The organism is Streptomyces sp. NPDC003284 (assembly GCF_053589675.1).
The window spans coordinates 98,113-121,456 of record NZ_JBSFSI010000021.1 but is presented as its reverse complement, the minus strand read 5'-3'; the positions used below and the strand labels follow the sequence as shown (position 1 = coordinate 121,456).

The following is a 23,344-nucleotide window of genomic DNA, read 5'->3' as shown; positions in this document are numbered from 1 at the left end:
ACGACGCCGTCTCCGACGTGAACCGGTCCCCCGTGAGCTGCATCCCGTCACCCGAGTCACCCGCGAACCGGATCACCACCCGATCCACACGGCGGGTCTCCTTGGCGGGTGGCGTCGATGTCCCTGTTGCGGACGGCACGATGGTTTCCACAGACATACGTGTGTCGGCTCCTGTCGGTGCGGCGGCGGACAGCGCCCTGGTGTTGCGTCGGGTGCCGGTTGGTTCGTACACCTGGCCAGAGGTTAACCAGGCGCGTTAGAGGCCCACTTGTGCCGTCATGGGTGTGCCGTGGACGGACGCCCGCGTGCGGGAGGGGTGCCGAGAGGTGCGGCGCCGGTGCCGCCGGGCGCGCAGCGGCGCGGGCCGCACCGGATCCCTCCGGTGCGGCCCGCGAGCCGTGCTGGGTACCGCGTACTGCCGTGTGACGGCGCTCAGTTGGCGCTGGCCGCGTCCGCCTTGAGGGGCGGGGCGACCGCCGGCTGGGCGGCGGGGCGCTCGCGTCCGGGGATGGCGAGGACGACCAGCGCCGCCACGATCGCCACACCCGCGCTGACCAGCAGGACGGCGCGGACCCCGTTCTCGGACGGCAGGGCCATCGGGCCGACCTTGACCGTCATGTGGGCGAGGATCACCCCGACCACCGCGGCCGAGCTGGAGGTGCCGATGGCCCGCATCAGGCTGTTGAGGCCGTTGGCGGCGGCGGTCTCGGTGGGCGGCACCGAGCTCATGATGAGCGCGGGCATCGAGGCGAAGGCGAAGCCGACGCCGACGGTGACCACGCAGCTGAACGCCAGGACGCCCCAGACGTTCTTCATCAGCGGCAGCGCCAGCGCGTAGCCGACCGCGATGACCAGGGAACCGGCGAGCAGCGACACCTTCGGGCCGCGGGCCGCGGAGATCTTCGCCGCGTAGGAGGAGGCGATCATCATGACGATGCCGGACGGGGCCATCCACAGGCCGGAGGCCAGCATCGACTGGCCCAGGCCGAAGCCGGTGGCCTTGGGCAGCTGGAGGAGCTGGGGGATGATCAGCTGGCTGGAGTACATCGCGAAACCGACGACGATGGAGGCCAGGTTGGTCATCAGGACCGGCCGGCGCGCCGAGGTGCGCAGGTCGATCAGCGGCGAGGACCGGCGCAGCTCCCAGACCGCCCAGGCCAGCAGCAGCACGACGGAGGCGCCGAACAGGCCGAGGGTGGTGTGCGAACCCCAGCCCCAGTCGCCGCCCTTGGAGACGGCGAGCATCAGGCAGGCCAGGCCGCCGGACAGGACGAGGGCGCCGATGGCGTCGAACGTACCGGTGCCGCGGACCTCGGCGGCGGGGACGATCAGCAGGATCAGGGCGAGGACGACGACGCCGAGCACCGCGGACGCCCAGAACAGCGCGTGCCAGTCGGTCTTCTCGGCGACGATCGCCGCGACCGGCAGGCCGAGCGCGCCGCCGATGCCCAGCGAGGAGCTCATGATGGCCATGGCCGAGCCGAGCCGCTGCGGGGGCAGGACATCGCGCATCACACTGATGCCGAGGGGGATCACGCCCATGCTCACGCCTTGCAGCGCGCGGCCGGTCACCATCGGGGCGACCGAGTCGGACAGGGCGCAGACCAGGGAGCCGACGGTCATGACGACCAGGCTGATGTTCAGGACGAGGCGCTTGCCGTAGAGGTCGCCGAGCCGTCCCGCCACCGGGGTGGCCACCGCGCCGACCAGCAGGGTCGAGGTGATGGCCCAGGAGGCGTTGGAGGCCGAGGTGTGGAGCAGTTCGGGCAGCTCGGGGATGAGGGGAACGATCAAGGTCTGCATCAGCGAGACCATGATTCCGGCCGCGGCGAGTACGCCGACGATAGCCCCGCTCGCGGGAGCTGACCGGGTGGAACTAGTGCTCATGGCGACTCCGCTCAGGACTCTGGCACGACTGGGATGCGCAGGGTGCGTATCCGAGGGGAAAGTTCCACGGCGCGGCTGAGCGGCGCTGGAGTCCTGCTGGAGTCCCAGGCCAGAGGGGCGGGGCCGCGGGAAGCGCGGGCCGGCCGGGGCGCCGGGCGAGAGGTCCCGGCCCCGGGGGAGCCCGGGAAGCGGGTGAACCCAAGGAAAGGGAAAGGGAGTTCCCAGTATGGGTAAAGGGCCGTCCGCTGTCCAGGGGGTGCGGGTGGCGCGTCCGGTGGCGACCCCCTAGTTCCGGCCGGACGGCAGGGGCTCACCGGCCCCACCCTTAACCCGAGGAGCAGGGTCTTTGCGCGTAGCTGGCCCGCTGCCGCGGTGCGCAGAATGCGGGGGAGCCGGCGGGCAAGCGGCTCATCACGGACGAGAAGAGAAGAGGGACGCCATGTCCGCACAAGGCGCGATCGACGAACTGCTCGCCGCGGAGCACCGTCTCCAGGCGGCCCACCGCCGCTGCGACGTGCGGGAGATGGACGCGATACTCGACGACCGGTCCGTCCGGGTCGACCCCGAGGGCACACTGGTGCCGAAGGCGGGGGACCTGGCGTCCTTCCGGGACGGTCTGCTGGTCATCGACAAGCTGGAGGAGGTCGAGCCGGCGCAGGTGATCGTCGAGGGCGGCACGGGCATCACCCGGGCGCTGCTCACCGTCATGGGGTCCTACGCCGGTCACGAGTACGTGACCCGGCTGCGGTACACACGTACCTGGGTGCGTACCGGTGAGGGATGGCGGGTGCTCGCCATCCACGCGAGCCAGGTCGCCGCCTGAGCGACGGCGCACCCGCCGGGCGGGGCGGCGGGCCGCGCGGGCGGGGCGGTCAGCCGGTGGCGCCCTGTTCGGCACCGGTCAGGCCGTCGGCCAGGGGCGGGCCGTAGGCGTTGGCCTTCGGCTGCGACTCGTCGGCGAGATAGATGACGAGCACGATCGCGCCGGCCACCGGGATCAGGGCGATGAGCAGCCACCAGCCGGTGCGGCCGGTGTCGTGCAGCCGCCGCACGGCGGCGGCCATGGCCGGCAGCAGCACCGCGAGCGAGTAGACGCCGGTGAGCGCGGGCCTGATGCCGACCCCGGTCTCGACGCTGGTCAGGGCGCATGCGATCACAAAGTTGATCAGCATGAACATCCAGTACTCCTGGCGCCGTGCCCGGCCCTCGAAGACGGCGTACTTCGCGAACACATCGGTGTACCAGTGCATGGGGCTCTCCCTCGTCGCTGCGGACTGACGATGTCGTCGGACCCACTGCCGCCCGGGGCGCGCGGTCACCAAGGCGTCTGCGGGCCTTGCGTGGAGACCGTCTCAGCCGCCGCTCGATTTCCGCTGGAGGAGGGGGACTTCGGGAGGCCGCCGAGGGGGCGGAGGCGACCGCGGCTCGATCAGGGCTCGATCGGTTGTGCAGCACGGCGGTCCACGGTGGCCGGGGTCAGGGGTGACCCCGGCCACTGTCGTGTGCGCGCGACGAGCCGTTATGGCTCCGCGCATCCGCGCACGGTGTCCGCCCGGGGGCGCAACCCCTGTCCCGACCCCTCGCTTCGCCCCGTCCGGGACGCCCTTGACCCGGACATTGCCGAGTGTTTGCCTTCGAGGGGGCAATCAGCCCTGGTCCGGCTTCGTTGCCTCTGCGCGGACGAACACGAAACGGAGAACCCCCCATGTCTGAACTGGCCGGAAAAGTGGCCCTGGTGACCGGTGGCAGCCGTGGCATCGGCGCCGCCGTCTCCAAGCGGCTCGCAGCCGACGGCGCGTCGGTCGCCCTCACGTACCACCGGGACGCGGAGCGCGCCGAGAAGATCGCCACGGAGATCACCGCCGACGGCGGCACCGCGCTCGCGCTCAAGGCCGACAGCGCGGACGCGGACGCGCTGCGGGCCGCGGTGGACCACACAGCCGAGGTCTTCGGAGGTCTCGACATCCTTGTCAACAACGCGGGTGTACTGCCCTGGGGCCCGCTGGAGTCGGTGACGACGGAGGAGCTGGACCGGGCGCTCGCGGTCAACGCGCGCGGTCCGTTCCTGGCCGCCCAGGCGGCGTCGGCGTACATGGGCTCGGGCGGCCGCATCATCAGTATCGGCACCTGTGTGACCGAGCGCGTCTCCTCGCCCGGCATGACCCTGTACGCGATGACCAAGGCCGCGCTGACCGGCATGACCAAGGGCCTGGCCCGCGATCTGGGCGGTCAGGGCATCACGGCGGTGCTGGTCCAGCCGGGGCCCACGGACACGGAGATGAACCCGGCGAAGGGTCCCGGCGGCGAGATGCAGGCCGGGATGACGGCGGTCGGCCGCTACGGCACACCGGAGGAGATCGCCACCACGGTCGCCCATCTCGCCGGTGAGGGCGGCCGGTTCATCACCGGTACGGCCATCGCCGTGGACGGCGGATTCATGGTCTGAGTCTGACCGGTCGCGGTGACCCGGTGAGCGGCCGGGGGCGGTGGCGCCGCCGCCCCCGGCCGGCCGGTCAGCCGACCGGGCCCGCCGCCAGTGCGGTGGCCGCCCGGGAGGAGGGGCGGTCGAGCAGGGCGGCGGCCCGCTGGGTGAGTTCCTTGCGGTCCACCTTGCGGTTGGAGTTGAGGGGGAACTCGGCCAGATGCTCGTAGTGGCGCGGCAGCATGCCCTTGGGCAGCAGCTCGCGCAGGGCGCGGGCGAAGCGGGCGGCGGGGCGCGGCTCGCCGGTGTAGTAGACGACGAGTTCGGTGCCCGCCGCGGTCTCGGCGCCCACGGCCACCACTTCCTCGACGCCCTCGCAGGAGCGCAACTCGTGTTCCACCTCGGCCAGTTCGACGCGCCAGCCCTGGAGCTGCACCTGCGAGTCCAGCCGTCCCAGGTAGACCAGTTCGCCGTCGGCCAGCCGCCGCACCCGGTCGCCGGTGCGGTACCAGCGGCGTCCGGCGCGCTCCACGAAGCGGCCGCCGTCGTCGGCGGGGTCGAGGTAGCCGGCCGACATCTGCGGTCCGGTGATGAGGAGTTCGCCCTCCGCGGGGGTCTCCCGGTCCTCCTCGTCGACGAGCACATGGTCGTGGCCCTCGTGCACCCGGCCGATGGGCACCAGGCCGTTGACGCAGCGCTCGGGCGAGGTGTCCGGGTCCCAGCGGTGGCCGGTGATGGTCACGGTCAGTTCGGTGGGGCCGTAGATGTTCTCCAGGGTGGAGGCCGGGGCGGCGGCCTGCCAGTCGGCGGCGTCGTGCGCGCGCAGCGCCTCGCCCGCGAAGAAGCTCCAGCGCAGTCCGGGCAGCGCGCCCGGCGCGAGACCGTTCATCCGGCGGGCGAGGGAGATGGCGCTGGGCGTGGCGAACCAGACCGTGACCCCGTGCTCGGCGAGATGGGCCGGCAGGTCGAGGTAGGCGGTCTGCGGGGTGACGTCGACGGTCGCGCCGCTGCCCCAGGCGCAGAACAGGTCGAACATCGCGCAGTCGAAGTTCAGGTCGAAGGTCTGCGAGAAGACGTCGTCCGGGGTGAAGTCGTAGCGGGCGTCGAGGAGTTCGAAGTAGTGGCGGGTGCTGCCGTGGCTGATCGGGACGCCCTTGGGACGGCCGGTGGAGCCGGAGGTGAACAGCATGTAGGCGGTGTCGGCGGGCGCGGTGCCGGTGCGGGGCCCGGTCAGGGCGCGGGCCGGGTCGGGCTCGACGACGTCCAGGGCGGGCAGGTCGTCGCCGAGACCGGCCAGGACCGCCCGGCCGCGCTCGTCGGCGACGACCGCGGTGGCGCCGGACAGTTCGAGCATGTGCCGGGTGCGGGCGGCCGGGAAGTCGGGGTGCAGCGGGACGACGGTGGCACCGGCGTACAGGGCGCCGAGGATGCCCGCGTACGCGGTGACGGTCTTGCCCGCCAGCACGCCGACGGTCCTGGCGCCGCCGAGGGAGCCCGCCCAGGTGAGGGCCTGCTGGTGCAGGTCGCGGTAGGTGGTCGTCTCGGCGCCGATGCGCAGGGCGGGGCGGTCGGCGGACAGGGCCAGTCCGCGCAGGAAGCGTTCGTGCAGGCCACCGGTGTGGTGCTGGGTCATGGTTCCTCCGTTGGGGAGCGGCCGGGCGCCCGGGACCGCTGACGCGCCGGGACCGCGCGGGCCGCGCACCGCGCGTGGTACGCGCCCGGTGCGGTCCCGGCCGCCGGTGGGGGCGGGTCAGGCCGCGAGCGGGCGGCGGCGCTTGGGGCGCAGGGCGAGGCGGGGGTTGGCCGAGACGACCCGGAAGTTCTTCGCGGCGGCGCCGACCCGGCCGAACAGGGCGTCCTGTCCGGCGACGCAGAGCGTGCCGACGCCCCGTTCGCGCAGCGAGCCGAGCGCGGTGGGCCAGTCGACGGCGCGGACGCAGCAGTCGAGCAGCAGGTCCCTGATCTCCTCGCCGGTGGTGAGCAGGGTGCCGTCCTGGTCGGAGACGACGGCCAGGGTCGGGTCGCGGAACTCCAGTCCGTCCATGACCTCGACGGCGGCCCGGCGGCGCAGTCCGGCGAAGGCGGCCGAGTGCATGGGGGGCCGCATGACGTACAGGGGCAGGCCGCCGGCGGCGCGCAGCCGCTGCTGGAGCCAGTCCAGCCGGGAGGCGCGCAGGGTGAGCATGGCGAAGTCCTCGTCGACCACGCAGGTGATGTCGTACCACTCGTCCTGCGCGGTGAGTTCGGCGAGGATCTCGTCGAGCACGGGGCGCGGGGTGCGGGCGAAGGACTGGGTGGCGACCTGTTCGGGGTACTCCTCGGCGAAGTACGCGTCGAGGGTGTGGGCGAACCGCTCGGTGAGGCGGACGCCGTCGGCGAAGGACAGGGCGCCGGAGCGTACGGCGGTGGCCTTGCCGCCGAAGCTGGGTCCGGTGACGAAGGAGGGTTCGAGGCCGAACTCGTGCTCTGCCCAGGCGGCGAGGGCGAGGCAGTTCACGAAGAAGGCGAGCTGGGCGGGGACGGAGTAGTCGCCCTCCGCCTCGCGGAAACCGTCGAAGAGGGAGCGGCCGAGGGTGTCGTCGGCCTCCGCGACCAGTTTCCGGGCGAACGGGTTGACCAGCATGAACTTGCCGACCTCGGCGAAGGGTGAGGGCCCCATCCCGGGGAACACCAGGGCGCTTCTCGTCCGGTTGTCAGTCTCCATGCGGCCCAGTGTGGTGAAGGGGCCGCCGGGCAAGAACCCCTAACGGCCCCTTACAACCGGCGCTCTCACCGGGTGGGCGGGTGCGTCACAGTCCGGCCTTGACCAGGGCGCCCGCGTCGATCTTGAGGTGCAGACCGGTGACGTAGCGGGACTCGTCGGAGGCGAGGAACACCACGGCGTGGGACACGTCGGCCGGGGCGACGTAGGGCACGGCCAGGGAGTGCATCGCGACGAAGCCCTGTTCGGCCTCCTCGCGGCCGGGGTTCTCCAGGTCGGGGCGGATGGCCCGGTACATGGCGTCGTTCTGCACCATGGCGGTGTCCACGTTGGTGGGGTGGACGGCGTTGATCCGGCGGCCGGTGGGACCGAGCTGGACGGCGAGGGTGTTGACGAAGTCGACCAGGGTGCGCTTGGCGAACTTGTAGGCGGCGAAGCCGGGGCCCGCCTGGGCGACGTCGCCGTGGCCGGGCATGAGTCCGGCGGCCGATCCGGTGACGACGACGGAGCCGCCCTCGCCGAGGTGCGGCAGGGCCGCGTGCACGGTGTTGAGGACGCCGCCGAGGTTGGTGTCGACGGTCTCGGTGAACGCCTCGATCGGGCGGTGGGCGCCGATCGGCAGGATGCCGGCGTTGGCGACGACGGCGTCGAGGCGGCCGCCGAGTTCGGCGACGGCCTCGTCGATCGCGGCGCGCAGCGCGGCGCGGTCGCGCACGTCGACCTGGCGGACGACGGCCCGGCGGCCGGTCTTCTCCACCAGGCGGGCGGTCTCGGCCAGTTCCTCGGCGGTGGCCAGCGGGTATTCGGTGATGCCGGTGTCGGAGGGGATGTCGATGGCGATGATGTCGGCGCCCTCCTCGGCCAGCCGGACGGCGTGGCTGCGGCCCTGGCCGCGCGCCGCTCCGGTGATGAGGACTGCCTTGCCCGTAACCCGGCCCATGCCTGGCTCCTTCAGTCGTCCGTTCGGTGGGGTCCCGGGTCCCGCCGGGCACATGTGTGTGTGCCGTACGCGGGTCGGTCCGTCGTCCTTCTTACTGCGATCCCGGCCCCGCGGGCCCGGACCGGGGCCCCCTAACCGGCGCGGGCGGGCGACTTTAGGGGGATGCGGTGTGCCGCGCGGGACTCCTCGCGGACCTACCGGGGCGGACATGCCGGGGCGGGTGTGCGGGGGCGGGTGTGCGGGGGCAGCGCGACGCCCCGGGCACCAGGTCGTGGTGTCCGGGGCGGGTGTGGGTGCGCGGCCGGGCCGGTCAGGCCGCTGCCGTGCTGTGCTCGCGTTCGGCGGCGGCCTCTTCCGCCGCGGGTGCGGCGGGGGCCTCGGGGACCACGTGCCGCAGGGAGATCAGGACGAAGACGGACATCAGCGCGAGGACGCCGATGGCGGTGTAGCCCGCCGGGGTCAGGGACTTGACGAACGCCTCCTGTGCGGTGTGGAACAGGTGTCCGGCCTGCGGTTCCTTCAGGGTCATGGAGTAGTTGTGCGCGCCGCCGAGGGTCTGGCGGGACGCCTCCAGGGCGCCGTCGGGCAGTCCGGCGGGGACGGTGCGGTCCATGGTGCTGCCGAAGACGGAGGCGCCGATGCTGCCGAGCACCGCGACGCCGAGGGCGCCGCCCAGCTCCTGGCAGGTCTGGAGCATGGCGGAGACCCGGCCGGACTGGGCCTCGGAGGTGTAGCCCATGATCTGGTCGGTGACGATGGTGTTGGAGATGACGACGCCGACGCCCATGCACACGGTGCCGCTGATGATCAGCGGGATGTTGCGGTCGGTGCCCAGCCGGGTGACCAGGAAGCAGCCGGTCGCGGCGATCAGGAACCCGGCGACGATGACGTAGGCCGGGCGGACCACCGCGGCCGTCTTCACCGCGATCGGCGCGAAGAACATGATGGCGACGGGGCTGGCCAGGGTCCACAGGGCGGCTTCGAGCGGGCTCATCCGCAGCACCTCCATGAGGTACTGCGTGGTGAAGATGCCGAAGCCGACCATGGTGAAGTAGGCCACCACGTTGCAGCTCATGGACGGGCCGAAGCCACGCCTGCGGAACAGGGTGAGGTCGATCATCGGGTGGGCGTGGCTGCGCTGGCGCAGTACGAAGGCGACGCCGAGGACGACGCCGATCGCCACGGAGACGGCCGGTTTCACGGAGAAGCCGTCGGCGGCGAACTTCTTCAGCGCCCACACGGTGGGCAGCACCGCGCCCATCGACAGCAGCGCGGAGGGCAGGTCCAGGCGGGTCGCGCGGTCGCGGTACTCGGGGACGAGCAGCGGCAGCGCGAGCAGCAGCACGGCGATGAACGGCAGGTTCACCAGGAAGATCGAGCCCCACCAGAACTTGGTGAGCAGCAGCCCGGACAGGACGGGGCCGATGGCCGAGCCCATGCCCATGCCGACGGTCCACACCGCGATGGCGTTACGGCGCTGCCGGGCGTCGTGGAACATGTTGCGGATCAGCCCGAGCGTGGAGGGCATGAGGGTGGCGCCGCCGACGCCCTGGAGCGCGCGGGCGGCGATGAGCACCGCGGGCGAGCCGGCGAAGGCGGCCAGGGCGGACGCGCCGCCGAAGACGATGCTGCCGAGCACGAGCAGGCGCCTGCGGCCGATGCGGTCGCCGACGCCGCCCATGGTGATGAGCAGCCCGGACAGGACGAAGCCGTAGATGTCGATCATCCACAGCTGCTGGGTGCCGGAGGGGTGCAGGCTCGCCGAAATCGACGGCAGTGCGAAGTAGAGGACGGTGATGTCCATGGACACCAGCAGCACCGGGAGGATCAGCACGGCGAGCCCGATCCATTCCCGGCGTCCTGCCTTGCTCGGGACGGGCGTTGTGGGGGGTGTATCTATACGCACGTCTCAGACTCCTGTATAGTACGGATGTATAGATGCTCGGTGGACGAAGAAGTGATCTGCCCAGCGCCAGGTCGAGAACGGAGAAAGCCATGAACCTGCAGGGCAAGACTGTGGTCGTGACCGGTGCCAGCTCGGGCCTCGGCGAGGCGGCGGTACGCCGCCTGCACGCCGCCGGAGCACAGGTGATCCCGGTCGGACGTTCGGCGGAGAAGACCGCTGCCGTCGCCGCCCAACTGGGCGCCGAACCGCTGACCGCCGATTTCTCGGAGCTGACGGAGGTGCGCCGACTGGCCAAGGTGCTGCTGGACCGCTGCCCCCGGATCGACGTGCTGGTCAGCAACGCGGGCTGCATCATGGCCAAGCACACCGTCACCAAGGACGGCTTCGAGGAGACCTTCCAAGTCAACACGCTGGCCCCGTACCTGCTGATGAACCTGCTGACCGAGCGGCTGCGCGACAGCGGCGGCCGGGTGGTGGTCACCTCGTCGCAGACCATCGAGGGCCGCCGCCAGCTCGACCCGAAGAACGTCAACGGCAAGGCCAAGTACGAGCCGTACGAGGCCTACGCCGACAGCAAGCTCGCGCTCGCGCTGCTGACCCGCGAGTACGCCCGCCGCCACCCGGAGATCCAGGTCGCCGACTTCCACCCGGGGGTGTTCGTCGGCGGTCTGGCCCGCGGGCTGTGGCGGGAGCGGCTGCTGACCAACAGCCCGCTGCGCGGGACGGTGGAGCGGTTCGTCGGCACCCCCGACAAGGGCGTCGACACCCTGCTCCACCTGGCCGGCACCGACACGCCGCTGCACGGCGAGTACTACAAGGACGGCCGCCGCACCGACCCCGGCGCCACCGCGGAGGACGCGGTCGTCGCGGGTCAGCTGTGGGACATCTGCGCGCATGGCACTGGCCTTCCGCTCTGATTCCGCCGTCGCCGGACCGGCCCGCACGGGTCAGTCCGGCGACGCCTGAAGCTCGATCAGGTGGCCGGCCGGGTCGCGGACGTAGGCCAGGACGGTCTCCGGACCCCACTCGGGGTGCGGCGCCGCCCCGGCGACGACGGTGGCGCCGTACTCCTCGCACAGGCTCTGCGCCGCCTCGACGTCGTCGAGGCGCAGGCAGAGCAGCGCCGTGTCGGCCGTGCCCTCGCGCACGTCGAGCATGGTCCGCATGGCCGCGCGGTCGATGAGCGCGAGCACCGGCTCCTCCTCGACGTTCCAGCGCGCGTACGGGCCCTGCGGGACGCCCTCGGCCACCTTGGCTCCGCACAGCTCGCCGAGCACGGCGTCGTAGAAGCGGAAGGCGGCGGCGAAGTCGTCGACCAGCAGCCGTGGATGGAGGGTCCCCACGAGAATGGGCGGTCGAGGGCTCATCTTCACTCCGTTTCTGGGTCGGACGACAGGGGTGTGCACGACTCGCCGACCGTAGCCAGCCCGGGGCGCCCCAGAGCACCCCTACCGGGCCCCGGCGGGGAGTTCAGGGGTGTTTTCAGGGGGCGTCAGCGGTGGAGATCTCCCGGCGCGCACGGCTTGAATGTGGCGGAAAGACCGCGGCTTCAGCACGCGGCCGAGGCCACCGCCGATCGAGTCTTGGAGCCACCTCCGTGATCGAACTTCCGGAATACGACGGCACACTGACGGCATATCAGCCGCGTACCGCACCCAGGGTGTTCACCCCTTCGGCCGATCCCATCCGCAGCCGGGCGGTGTTCTCCACCGCACATGTGGTGGCCGATCCGCTCGCCCCCAACTCCCCTCTCCTGATGGGCTGGGAGCCCTTCGCCGCGCCCGGCCTCGACTGGGACGCCACGCTGGCCTTCCGCCGCCACCTGTGGGCGCACGGCTTCGCGCTGGCCGAGGCGCTCGACACCCAGAACCGCGCGATGGGCCTGGACTGGGCCACCTCGGCGGAGCTGATACGCCGCTCGGCGGCCGAGGCCAGGGCCGTCGGCGGACGCATCGGCGGCGGGGTGTGGACCGACCAGCTCGACCCGATGCGCCCGCACACCCTCGACGCGGTCGTCGCCGCCTACGAGGAGCAGATCGAGACCGTCCAGGACGCGGGCGCCGAGCTGATCATCATGGCCAGCCCGCAGCTGCCCGCCGTCGCCCAGGGCCCCGACGACTACGCCCGCGTCTACGAGCGGCTGCTCTCACTGGCCGAGCGGAAGGTCATCCTGCACTGGGTGCTGCCGGAGTCCGACCCGCGGCTGACCGGCTACTGGGGCTACACCGAGTGGGACAAGGCCCTGGAGGCGTTCCTCGACGTCGTCCAGGCCAACGTCGAGCGCATCGACGGCGTCAAGGTGTGGCCGCTGGGCCGCGAGCAGGAGATCGAACTGCGCCGCCGCGTCCCGGCCGGGGTGCATGTCTACAACGGTGACATCACCGACTTCCCCGAGCTGATCGCGGGCGACGGGCAGGGCCACAGCGACGCGCTCGCCTCGGTCTTCGACCCGCTCGCGCCCATCGTCGCCGAGGGCTTCCGGGCGCTGGACGCCGGGGACGGCGACCGCTTCGCCGAGGAGCTGCGCAGCACGCTCCCGCTGGCCCAGCACCTCTTCGAGGGCAACGCGCTGACCATGCGCTTCTTCAAGACCGGCTTCGTCTTCCTGGCCTGGCTCTCCGGGCACCAGGACCACTTCCGGATGGTCTGGGGCGAGCAGTCCGCCCGTTCGGTCCCGCACCTGGCCAAGGTGTACCGGCTCGCCGACGGACTCGGCCTGTTCCCCGACCCGGAACTGGCGGAGCGCCGGATGCGGACGGTGCTGGCCACCGCCGGCCTGGACTGAACCCGCAGCCGCCCCCGCCCGCCCGGAGATTGGTGATCACCGATGTCGAACGACCAGAAGCTGCTCGATTACCTCAAGGCGGTCACCGCCGACCTGGCGCAGACCCGCAAGCGGCTCCAGGAGGCCGAGACGGCCGGCCAGGAGCCGATCGCCGTCATCGGCATGAGCTGCCGCTACCCCGGCGGCGTCGCCGGCCCCGAGGACCTGTGGAAGCTGGTCGCCGAAGGCCGCGACGCCATCGGTGAGTTCCCCGCCGACCGCGGCTGGGACCTGGACGCGCTGTTCGCCGAGGACGGGCCCGGCCGCACCGCCGTGCGGGTGGGCGGGTTCGTCCACCAGGCCGCCGACTTCGACGCGGCCTTCTTCGGCATCTCGCCGCGCGAGGCGGTGGCGATGGACCCGCAGCAGCGCATGCTGCTCGAACTGGCCTGGGAGGCCTGCGAACGCGCCGGGATCGACCCGCACGCGCTCGGCGGCGAACGCGTCGGCGTGTACGCGGGCACCGGCGCCCAGGACTACGAGTACGTGCACGCCCAGAACCCGGACGCGGTCGCCGACTACGGCGCCACCGCCACCGCGGCGGCCGTCCTCGCCGGGCGCGTCTCCTACACACTCGGCCTGGAGGGACCGGCCGTCACGGTCGACACCGCCTGCTCGTCCTCCCTGGTCACCCTGCATCTGGCGGCCCAGGCGCTGCGCGCCGGGGAGTGCTCGCTCGCGCTGGCCGGCGGCGCCGCCGTGATCTCCACGCCCGGCGTCTTCGTCGCGTTCAGCCGCCAGGGCGCGCTCTCCTTCGACGGCCGCTGCAAGGCGTTCTCCGACGACGCGGCCGGTACCGGCTGGGGCGAGGGCGCCGGACTGCTGCTCCTGGAACGCCTCTCCGACGCGCGCCGCAACGGCCACCCGGTGCTCGCCGTGGTGCGCTCCTCCGCCGTCAACCAGGACGGCGCCAGCAACGGGCTGACCGCGCCCAACGGGCCCTCCCAGCAGCGGGTCATCCGGCAGGCCCTGGCGAGCGCCGGACTGACCACGTCCGACATCGACCTGGTCGAGGCGCACGGCACCGGCACCACCCTCGGCGACCCCATCGAGGCACAGGCGCTGCTGAACACCTACGGGCAGAACCGGCCCGCCGACCGCCCGCTCCGGCTGGGCTCGCTCAAGTCGAACATCGGGCACACCCAGGCCGCCGCCGGTGTCGCCGGTGTCATCAAGACCATCATGGCCATCCGCAACGGCGTGATGCCCAGGACCCTGCACGTCGAGCGGCCCACCTCGCACGTCGACTGGGACTCCGGCCGCGTCGAACTCCTCACCGAGGCACGGCCCTGGCACACCGAGGACGGCCGGCCGCGCCGCGCCGGGGTCTCCTCCTTCGGCGTCTCCGGCACCAACGCGCACGTCATCATCGAGGAGGCCGTCGAGGACACCGCCGAGGAGCCCGCCGGGCAGCGTCCCGACGACGCCCCGCACACGGCCCGCACGGCCCCCACGGCTCCCGCGGGCACCGTCGTGCCCTGGCCCGTCTCCGCCCGCAACGCCTCCGGACTCGCCGCCCAAGCCGCCCGCCTGCACGCCGCGCTGTCCGGCACGCCCGGGGACGACGTACGCGACACGGCGTACGCCCTGGCCACCGGCCGGGCCGCGCTGGAGCACCGCGCCGTGGCCCTCGGCACCGACCGGGCCCAACTCCTGGACGCCCTCGGGGCGGTGGCCGAGGGCGGCGAGTCGTCGAACGTCGTGCGCGGCAGCGTCGTCACCGACGCGCCGCCGGTGTTCGTCTTCCCCGGACAGGGCTCGCAGTGGGCGGGCATGGCCGTGGAACTCCTGGACACCGCACCCGCGTTCGCCGCGTCGATGACCGAATGCGCCGAAGCCCTGCGCGAGTTCACCGACTGGGACCTGTTCGACGTCCTCAACGAGCGGCCCGGCGCCCCCACCTTCGACGAGGTCGACGTCGTCCAGCCCGTGCTGTGGGCCGTGATGGTGTCCCTGGCCCGGCTGTGGGAGTCCTTCGGCGTCCGGCCCGGCGCCGTCGTCGGCCACTCGCAGGGCGAGATCGCCGCCGCCACCGTCGCCGGGGCGCTCTCCGTGCAGGACGGCGCCCGCGTCGTCGCCCTGCGCAGCCAGGTCATCCGCGACGAACTCGCGGGCCTGGGCGGCATGATGTCCGTCGGCCTGCCCGCGCGCGAGGCCGCCCGCCGGATCGAGGACTGGCCGGGCAAGCTCTCCCTGGCCGCCGTCAACGGCCCCGGCTCCACCGTCGTGTGCGGCCATGTGGACGCCCTGGAGGAACTGCGCGACACCCTGGAGGGCGAGGGCGTACGGGCCCGGATGATCCCCGTCGACTACGCCTCCCACTCGGTCTTCGTGGAGAACGTCAGGGAACGCATCCTGGAGGTGCTGGCACCGGTCGCGCCGCGCTCCGCCGACGTCGCGTTCTACTCCACCGTCACCGGCGACCTCATCGACACCACCGTGATGGGCGCCGAGTACTGGTACACCAACCTGCGCCGGACCGTGCTGTTCGAGGATGCCACCCGCGCCCTGCTCGGCGCCGGTTTCGGGCTGTTCGTCGAGGCCAGCCCGCACCCCATCCTCAAGCTCGGGGTGGCGGAGACCTTCGCCGACGCCGGGGCCAACGCGGTGGCCGTGGGCTCGCTGCGCCGCCGCGAGGGCGGCCTGGCCCGGTTCGCGGCCTCCCTCGCCGAGGCGTACACGCACGGCGCGGCCGTGGACTTCTCCCCGCTGCTCGCCGGGCGCCCGGGGCGGCGCGTGCACCTGCCGACGTTCGCCTTCCAGCACCGCCGCTACTGGCTGGAGGCCGCGCCCGGCGCCGCCGGTGACGTCGTCTCGGCCGGTCTGTCGGCCGCCGGGCACTCCCTGCTCAGCGCGGTCGTGGTGGCACCCGAGGACGGCGGGGTGACCCTCACCGGCCGGCTCTCCGCGCACACCCAGCCATGGATCGCCGACCATGTGGTCCAAGACGCGGTGTTCTTCCCCGGCACCGGATTCGTCGAACTCGCCGTCCGCGCGGGCGACCAGGTCGGCTGCGCCTTCCTGGACGAACTCACCCTGAACGCACCGCTGGTGCTCGGCGCCGGTGAGGCCGTGCAGCTCCAGGTCGTCGTCGGCGGCCCGGACGAGACCGGCCGCCGCGAGCTGGGCATCCACTCCCGGCCCGAACAGGCCGGACCCGACGAGCCGTGGACCCGGCACGCCACCGGCGCGCTGTCCGCCTCCGCCGCCGCGGCACCCCAGGGCCTGCCCGAGTGGCCGCCGCGCGACGCCGAACCCCTGGACGTCTCCGCGCTCTACCCGGACCTCGCCGGGGCCGGACTGCGCTACGGCCCGCAGTTCCAGGGCCTGACCGCCGCCTGGCGCGCGGGCGGTGACGTGTACGCCGAGGTCACGCTCGCCGAGCAGACCTCCGCCGACCGCTTCGGACTGCACCCCGCGCTGCTCGACTCCGCGCTGCACGCCGTCGCCCTGACCGACGCGGTCGGTGACGAGGCGGCGCTGCCCTTCGCCTGGTCCGGTGTGCGGCTGCACGCCACCGGCGCCCGCACCCTGCGGGTCCGGCTGACCCCGGTGCGCGCGGGCGAGGTCGCGCTGACCGCCGTGGACGCCTCGGGCGCGCCGGTGGTCTCCGTCGACTCCCTGGTGCTGCGCCCGGTCGCGGGCGCCCCGGCACCGCGCCGCGTGGACTCCCTGTACCGGATCGACTGGCGGCCCGCCGCCACACCGGGCACCCCGGCGGGGCCGGTCGCCCGGACCGACTGGAGCGCCTGGGCGGACCGGGCGGACGCGGGGGTCCCCGTACCGGACGCGGTCGTCCTGGCCACCGGGCCCGGCACCACCACCGAGGCCGTGCACACCGGGGTCCACCGGGTGCTCGCCGCGCTCCAGCGGTGGATCGCCGACGAACGCCCGGAGGACTCCCGCCTGGTCGTGGTCACCCGGGGCGCGGTCGCCACCGGCGGCGAACCGGTCACCGACCTCGCGGGCGGCGCCGTGTGGGGCCTGGTGCGCTCGGCGCAGTCCGAGCACCCGGACAGCTTCGTGCTGGCCGACCTGGACGCGGACACCGCGCTCGACGACGTGCTCGGCGCGATCCTGGCCTCCGGCGAACCACAGGTCGCGGTGCGCGGCGGCACGGTCCTCGCCGCCCGGCTGGCCCGCGCCGTCCCCGGCGAACCCCCGGCCGCACGGCCCGCGTTCGGCCCCGACGGCACGGTCCTGATCACCGGCGGCACCGGCATGCTCGGCCGCCTCGTGGCCCGGCACCTGGTCGCGGAGCACGGCGTACGGCACCTGCTGCTGCTCGGCCGCCGCGGTCCCGACGCACCCGGCGCCGCCGAGCTGGTCGCCGAACTGGCCGCGCTGGACGCCGAGGTGACCGTCGCCGCCTGCGACGCCGCCGACCGGGAGGCGCTCGCCGCCGTGCTGGACGCGGTCCCGGCCGACCGGCCGCTCACCGGCGTGGTGCACGCCGCCGGTCTGCTCGACGACGGCACGCTCTCCTCGCTCACCCCCGAACGCGTCGACCGGGTGCTCGCCGCCAAGGCCGACGCCGCGCTCCACCTGCACGAGCTGACCGCGGATCTCGACCTGAGCGCCTTCGTGCTGTTCTCCTCCGCCGCCGGGGTCATCGGCGCGCCCGGCCAGGGCAACTACGCCGCCGCCAACGCCTTCCTCGACGCGCTCGCCGCCCACCGCGGCGCGGCCGGGCTCGCCGGGCAGTCCCTGGCCTGGGGCTTCTGGAGCCAGGCCAGCGGCATGACCGGCGACCTCGACGACACCGACCGCGGGCGCATGTCCCGCAACGGGCTGCTCGGGCTCGCCGACGAGCAGGGCCTCGCCCTGTTCGACGCCGCCGCGTCCTCGGCCGCCACGCTGCTGGTGCCGGCCCGGTTCGACCTGGCCGGGATCCGCGCCGACGACGCCGCCCCGCAGCCGGTCTTCACCGCACTGGTCCCGGCCGTGCGCCGGGGCACCGCCCAGGCCGCCTCCGCCGCCGGTTCCTTCGCCGAGCACCTGCTGCGGCTGCCCGAGACCGAGCGGACCGCGGCGGCCCTCGACCTGGTACGCCAGAAGGTCGCCGCCGTCCTCGGCTACGGCTCACCGGACGAGGTCGAGGCCGAACGCGCCTTCCGCGAGCTGGGTTTCGACTCGCTCAGCGCGGTCGAGCTGCGCAACCGGCTCGGCGAGGCGGCGGGCGTACGCCTGCCCGTCACCGTGGTGTTCGACCACCCCAACCCGACCGCGCTCGCCCGGCACCTGGTCACCGAGACCTGCGGCGACCAGGCCGCCACCGCGGCCCCCGCGAGCCGCGCGGCCACCACCGGCACGGCCGACGAGCCGGTCGCCATCGTCGCCATGGCCTGCCGCTACCCCGGCGACGTCCGCTCCCCCGAGGACCTGTGGCGGCTGGTCGCCGAGGGCACCGACGCCATCGGCCCGTTCCCCGCCGACCGCGGCTGGGACCTGGAGCAGCTCTACGACCCGGACGGCGAGCGCCCGCACACGACCTACGTCCGCGAAGGCGGATTCGTGTACGACGCGGGCGAGTTCGACGCCGACTTCTTCGGGATCAGCCCGGTCGAGGCCGAGGCCATCGACCCGCAGCAGCGGCTGCTCCTGGAGACCTCCTGGGAGGTGTTCGAGCGGGCCGGGATCGACCCGGCGGCCCTCAAGGGCTCGGCCACCGGCGTCTACGCGGGCGTCATGTCCCACGACTACGCCGCCAACAGCGGCACCGGCGCCATCGCCTCCGGGCGCGTCTCGTACACGTACGGCTTCGAGGGCCCGGCGGTCACGGTCGACACGGCCTGCTCGTCGTCCCTGGTCGGCATGCACCTGGCCGCGCAGGCGCTGCGCTCCGGCGAGGTCGACCTCGCGCTGGCCGGAGGTGTGACCGTCATGGCGAGCCCGGAACTCTTCGTGGAGTTCAGCCGCCAGCACGGTCTGTCCAAGGACGGCCGCTGCCGCTCCTTCGCCGGGGCCACCGACGGCACCGGCTGGGGCGAGGGTGTCGGCCTGCTGCTGCTGGAACGGCTCTCCGACGCCCGCCGCAACGGCCACCCCGTGCTCGCGGTGCTGCGCTCCTCCGCCATCAACCAGGACGGCGCCAGCAACGGCCTGTCGGCGCCGAGCGGCCCCGCCCAGCAGCGGGTCATCCAGCAGGCGCTGGCGACGGCCGGGCTCACCGCCGCGGACGTCGACGCGGTCGAGGCCCACGGTACGGCGACGACCCTCGGCGACCCGATCGAGGCGCAGGCGCTGCTGGCGACCTACGGCCAGGACCGGCCCGAGGACAGCCCGGTGTGGCTCGGCTCGCTGAAGTCGAACATCGGCCACGCCCAGGCAGCCGCCGGTGTCGGCGGCGTGATCAAGATGGTCATGGCCATCCGCGAGGGCGTCCTGCCCAAGACCCTGCACGTGGACGAGCCCACCCCGCACGTCGAGTGGGAGTCCGGCGCGGTCCGGCTGCTGACCGAGTCCCGTGCCTGGCCCGAGACCGACCGGCCGCGCCGCGCGGGCATCTCCTCCTTCGGCATGAGCGGCACCAACGCCCATGTCATCGTCGAGCAGGCCCCCGCCGAGGCCGAAGCGCCCCGGCCGGACACGGGCGCCCCCGACGCCCCGGGCACTGAGGAGATCCCGGACACCCCGGCTCCGGTCACGCTGCTGGTCTCCGCGAAGTCCGCCGAGGCCCTGCCCGCCCAGGCGCGGCAGCTCCACGACTGGCTGACCGCCCGCCCCGGCCACTCCCCCGCCGACGTGGCCCACACCCTGGCCACCGCACGCGGCACCCTCGACCACCGCGCCGCCGTCACCGGCCGGGACACCGAGACCCTGCTGCGCGGCCTCGACGCGGTCGCCGAGGACCGCGACCTGCCGGGCGTGACCGCCCGCGGGCGCGCCCAGGGCGGACGGCTGGCGTTCCTGTTCACGGGGCAGGGGGCGCAGCGGCTCGGGATGGGCCGGGAGCTGGCCGAGGCCCACCCCGTCTTCGCCGAGGCGTTGGAGGCCGTACTCACTGCTGTGGACGCGCACTTGGAGCGGCCGTTGCGGGAGGTGATGTGGGGCGAGGACGCCGACCTGCTCAACCAGACGCAGTACACGCAGCCCGCCCTGTTCGCCTTCGAGGTCGCCCTGTACCGGCTGGTCGAGTCGTGGGGCATCACTCCCGACCACCTGGCCGGTCACTCGATCGGCGAGATCGCCGCCGCGCATGTGGCGGGGGTGTTCTCGCTGGAGGACGCGGCCAAGCTGGTCACCGCCCGCGGACGGCTCATGCAGAGCCTCCCGGCAGGCGGCACGATGATCGCCGTACAGGCGACGGAGGAGGAGATCCTGCCGCTGCTCACCGAGCAGGCCGGGATCGCCGCACTCAATTCGCCTCAGTCCACGGTCGTTTCGGGCGCCGAGGCCGAAGTACAGGCCATCGCGCAGCACTTCGCCACGCAGGGCCGCAAGACCAAGCAGCTCGCCGTCAGCCACGCCTTCCACTCCCCGCTCATGGAACCGGTGCTGGAGGAGTTCCGGGCGGTCGCGGAGTCGCTGACGTACCACCAGCCCCGTATCGCGTTCGTGTCGACCGTCACGGGCGAGGCCGTAACCGACGAGCTGACCACCGCCGACTACTGGACCGAGCACATCCGCAAGCCCGTCCGGCTGACGGACGCGCTCGCCCGCATCCCCGCCGCCGCCTTCCTGGAGATCGGCCCGGACGCGGTGCTCACCGCTCTGGGTCCCGCGAGCCTGGACGAGGCCGTGTTCGTCTCCGCGCAGCGGCGTGAGCACGACGAGGCGGCCGGGCTGCTGCACGGGGTGGCGCGGCTGCATGTCGCGGGTGTGCCGGTCGACCGGGCGGCCTGCTTCGCGGGCGGCGGTGCCCGGCGGATCGACGATCTGCCGACGTACGCCTTCCGGCGCACCCGCTACTGGCTGGACGCGAAGGACTACTTCAGCGAGCTGTGGCACGGTGAGTCCGGGGCGGCGAACGTCGTCGGCGCCGGTCTGGAGACGGCGGCGCACCCGCTGCTCGGGGCGGCCGTGTGGTCACCGGAGTCGGACGGAGTGGTGTTCACCGGGCGGCTGTCGCTGGAGGCGCAGCCCTGGCTGGCCGGGCACGCGGTGCGCGGTGCGGTGCTGCTGCCGGGCACGGCGTTCGTGGAACTCGCGCTGGCGGCCGGCGCCCAGGTCGGCTGCGAACTGCTCGACGACCTCGCCCTGGAGGCGCCGCTGGTGCTCCCCGAGCGCGGGGGCGTGGCCTTCCAGATCACGGTGGGCGAGGACGCGGGCGGCAGCCGTACGTTCGCCCTGCACACCCGGGACGAGGGTGGCACGGGAGCATGGACCCGGCACGCCACCGGTCTGCTCACCACCGCCGCGCCCGTCCCGTCGGAGAACCTGGCGGTGTGGCCGCCGTCCGGTGCCGAGCCGCTGCCCGTCGACGGGCTCTACGAGGCCCTGGCGGAGGCCGGGTTCGGGTACGGGCCCGCCTTCCAGGGGCTGACGGCCGCCTGGCGCGACGGGGACGACCTGTACGCCGAGATCACCCCGCCCGAGGGCACCGACGTCGAGGGCTTCGGGCTGCATCCGGCGCTGTTCGACGCCTCCCTGCATGTGCTGGGGGCGGCCGGGGACGACGCCACGGCGCGGCTGCCGTTCGCCTGGTCGGGGGTCGCGCTGCACGCCTCGGGCGCGTCCCGGGTGCGGGTGCGGCTGCGGGCCCTGCCGGGCGGTGCCGTGTCGGTGCTGATCGCGGATGCGCTGGGTACGCCGGTGCTGACGGCCGAGTCGCTGGCGCTGCGCGAGCTGACCGAGGTGCCGCGGGCCGCCGCCCAGGATCTGTACCGGGTGGAGTGGACCGAGGTCGCGCCGCGTACCGGCGGCGCGGGGGCCGGGACCGGGTCCGCGTCCGGGTCCGGGTCCGGGTCCGGGTCCGGGGCGTCGGCGGCGGAGTACGCCGTGCTGCGCACCGAGCCGGGGGCGGGGGCCGCGCAGGCGCACGCCGCCGTGGCGCGGGCGCTGGCCGAGGTGCAGGCGCGGCTGGCGGACGGGACGCGGCTCGCGGTGGTGACGAGCGGGGCGGTGGCGCTGCCCGGCGAGGACGTCACCGACCCGGCCGGAGCCGCCGTCTGGGGCCTCGTACGCTCCGCACAGGCCGAGAACCCCGGCCAGTTCGTCCTCGTCGACACCGACAACTCCCTTCCGGGAGACACCTTCCTGGAGACCGCCCTCACCACGGGCGAACCCCAGGTCCTGATCCGGGGCGGGCACCTCCACGCCGCCCGCCTCACCCGGCACACCCCCACCGGGAGCGGCCAGCCCACAGCCGTCTTCACCTCCGACAGCACCGTCCTGGTCACCGGAGCCACCGGTGCCCTGGGGCGTACCGTCAGCCGCCATCTGGTCACCGCGCACGGCGTCACGCGTCTGGTGCTGGTGGGGCGGCGCGGCGCCGAGGCACCGGGGGCCGTGGAGCTGCGGGACGAACTGGCCGCTCTCGGTGCGGAGGTGACACTCGCCGCGTGCGACGTGGCCGACCGCGAGGCGACGGCCGCGCTGCTGGACGCGCATCCGGTGGACGCGGTGGTGCATGTCGCCGGTGTCCTGGACGACGGGCTCGTCACCTCCCTCACCCCGGAACGGGTGGCGGCGGTGCTGCGGCCGAAGGTGGACGCGGCCTGGAACCTGCACGATCTCACCCAGGACCGCCCGCTGACCGCGTTCGTCGTGTTCTCCTCGGCGGCGGGTGTCCTGGGCAACGCCGGACAGGCGTCCTACGCCGCCGCCAACTCCTACCTCGACGCCCTCGCCACCCACCGCGCCCACCACGGACTGCCCGGCCTCTCCCTGGCCTGGGGCCTGTGGGCCGGCGGATCAGGCATGGCGGGCGAGCTGGCCGAGGCGGACCGGGAGCGGCTGGACCGCTCCGGGGTGCGGGCGCTGGCACCCGGGGAGGCACTGGCGCTGTTCGACGCGGCGGGCGGGCAGGAGACGCCCGTGGTGGTTCCCATCCGGTTCGCGTTCGGCGCGTACGAGGGTGATGTCCCGGCGGTCCTGCGCAAGCTGGTGCGGGTCACCGCGCGGCGGGCGGCGGCCGCCGCCGGGCCGGACGCGGGCGGCGGGCTGCGGGAGCGGGTGGCCGGGCTGCCGGCGGCCCGGCGCACCGGGCTGCTGCTGGACGTGGTGCTCGAAGAGGCCGCGGCGATCCTGGGGCACGCGTCGGCGGCGGCGATCGATCCGGACCGGTCCTTCAAGGATCTCGGATTCGACTCGCTCGGCGCGGTGGAGTTCCGCAACGGCGTCAACGCGCGGACGGGGCTGCGGCTTCCGGCGACCCTGGTGTTCGAGTTCCCGAACGCGCGGGCGCTGGCCGAGCACCTGGCCGCCGAACTGGCGCCCGCCGAGGACACCGTGGCGGGCGCGGGTACGGGCACGAGTACGGGCTCGGGCGCGGGTTCCGCCGTGGAGGAGGAGCGGCTGCGGGAGATCCTGCGGTCGATCCCGGTGGAGCGGCTGCGGACGAGCGGGCTGGCGGACGCGCTGCTGTCGCTGGCCGAGGACGCGGGGGCGGCCGGTGCCGTGGCCGTGGCGGACCGGGAGGAGGCCGCCGGGGACGGCGACTCGCTCGACGACCTGGACGCGGACGCCCTGATCAACCTGGCGCTCGGGGACGCCTGACGGAC

General features: G+C 73.7%; 12 protein-coding genes. 5 read left to right on the top strand and 7 right to left on the bottom strand.

The window, feature by feature from the left end; genetic code table 11:
• Positions 1-432: 432 nt before the first annotated feature.
• Positions 433-1,887 carry an MFS transporter gene (locus tag ACWDYF_RS31555; protein ID WP_389471165.1) on the bottom strand — a complete coding sequence of 485 codons (1,455 nt, stop codon included), beginning with the start codon at positions 1,885-1,887 and terminating at the stop codon, positions 433-435.
• Between the two features lie 439 nt (positions 1,888-2,326).
• Here ACWDYF_RS31555 and ACWDYF_RS31550 point away from each other — a divergent pair, with 439 nt between their 5' ends.
• The gene (locus ACWDYF_RS31550; protein WP_018568378.1) at positions 2,327-2,710 is read left to right on the top strand and encodes a nuclear transport factor 2 family protein; all 384 of its coding nucleotides are present in this window, start codon (positions 2,327-2,329) and stop codon (positions 2,708-2,710) included.
• Positions 2,711-2,759: 49 nt separating this feature from the next.
• Here ACWDYF_RS31550 and ACWDYF_RS31545 read toward each other — a convergent pair whose 3' ends face one another.
• Positions 2,760-3,137, bottom strand: coding sequence for a DUF805 domain-containing protein (locus ACWDYF_RS31545; RefSeq protein WP_018568377.1), 378 nt, complete (start codon positions 3,135-3,137; stop codon positions 2,760-2,762).
• A gap of 455 nt (positions 3,138-3,592) precedes the next feature.
• Between ACWDYF_RS31545 and ACWDYF_RS31540 the strand changes: the two genes are divergently transcribed.
• On the top strand, positions 3,593-4,333 hold the full coding sequence (locus tag ACWDYF_RS31540) for an SDR family NAD(P)-dependent oxidoreductase (protein ID WP_026252617.1): 741 nt from the start codon (positions 3,593-3,595) through the stop codon (positions 4,331-4,333).
• Positions 4,334-4,400: 67 nt separating this feature from the next.
• Here ACWDYF_RS31540 and ACWDYF_RS31535 read toward each other — a convergent pair whose 3' ends face one another.
• The 4 genes from ACWDYF_RS31535 to ACWDYF_RS31520 all read right to left on the bottom strand — a co-directional run bounded on the left by ACWDYF_RS31535 (position 4,401) and on the right by ACWDYF_RS31520 (position 9,784).
• Positions 4,401-5,942: an AMP-binding protein gene (locus ACWDYF_RS31535; protein WP_389471170.1), complete on the bottom strand. Its 1,542-nt coding sequence runs from the start codon at positions 5,940-5,942 to the stop codon at positions 4,401-4,403.
• Positions 5,943-6,059: 117 nt separating this feature from the next.
• Positions 6,060-7,013, bottom strand: coding sequence for an ACP S-malonyltransferase (locus tag ACWDYF_RS31530; RefSeq protein WP_026252616.1), 954 nt, complete (start codon positions 7,011-7,013; stop codon positions 6,060-6,062).
• Positions 7,014-7,098: 85 nt separating this feature from the next.
• The gene (locus ACWDYF_RS31525) at positions 7,099-7,950 is read right to left on the bottom strand and encodes a mycofactocin-coupled SDR family oxidoreductase (RefSeq protein WP_018568373.1); all 852 of its coding nucleotides are present in this window, start codon (positions 7,948-7,950) and stop codon (positions 7,099-7,101) included.
• A 310-nt stretch (positions 7,951-8,260) separates the two neighbouring features.
• Entirely contained in the window at positions 8,261-9,784 is a 1,524-nt protein-coding gene (locus tag ACWDYF_RS31520) for an MFS transporter (RefSeq protein ID WP_018568372.1), read from the bottom strand.
• A 161-nt stretch (positions 9,785-9,945) separates the two neighbouring features.
• On the opposite strand from ACWDYF_RS31520, the gene ACWDYF_RS31515 reads away from it, so the two are divergent.
• A complete protein-coding gene (locus ACWDYF_RS31515) occupies positions 9,946-10,773 on the top strand; it encodes an SDR family NAD(P)-dependent oxidoreductase (RefSeq protein ID WP_389471176.1) in 828 nt (275 codons plus the stop codon).
• A 30-nt stretch (positions 10,774-10,803) separates the two neighbouring features.
• On the opposite strand, the gene ACWDYF_RS31510 is transcribed toward ACWDYF_RS31515, so the two are convergent.
• Positions 10,804-11,223: a VOC family protein gene (locus tag ACWDYF_RS31510; RefSeq protein ID WP_381741660.1), complete on the bottom strand. Its 420-nt coding sequence runs from the start codon at positions 11,221-11,223 to the stop codon at positions 10,804-10,806.
• A gap of 230 nt (positions 11,224-11,453) precedes the next feature.
• Here ACWDYF_RS31510 and ACWDYF_RS31505 point away from each other — a divergent pair, with 230 nt between their 5' ends.
• Together ACWDYF_RS31505 and ACWDYF_RS31500 are read left to right on the top strand one after the other, a co-directional pair.
• Positions 11,454-12,641, top strand: coding sequence for a DUF993 family protein (locus ACWDYF_RS31505; RefSeq protein ID WP_018568369.1), 1,188 nt, complete (start codon positions 11,454-11,456; stop codon positions 12,639-12,641).
• Between the two features lie 60 nt (positions 12,642-12,701).
• Positions 12,702-23,339, top strand: coding sequence for a type I polyketide synthase (locus ACWDYF_RS31500; RefSeq protein WP_389471322.1), 10,638 nt, complete (start codon positions 12,702-12,704; stop codon positions 23,337-23,339).
• The last annotated feature ends 5 nt before the right edge of the window (positions 23,340-23,344 follow it).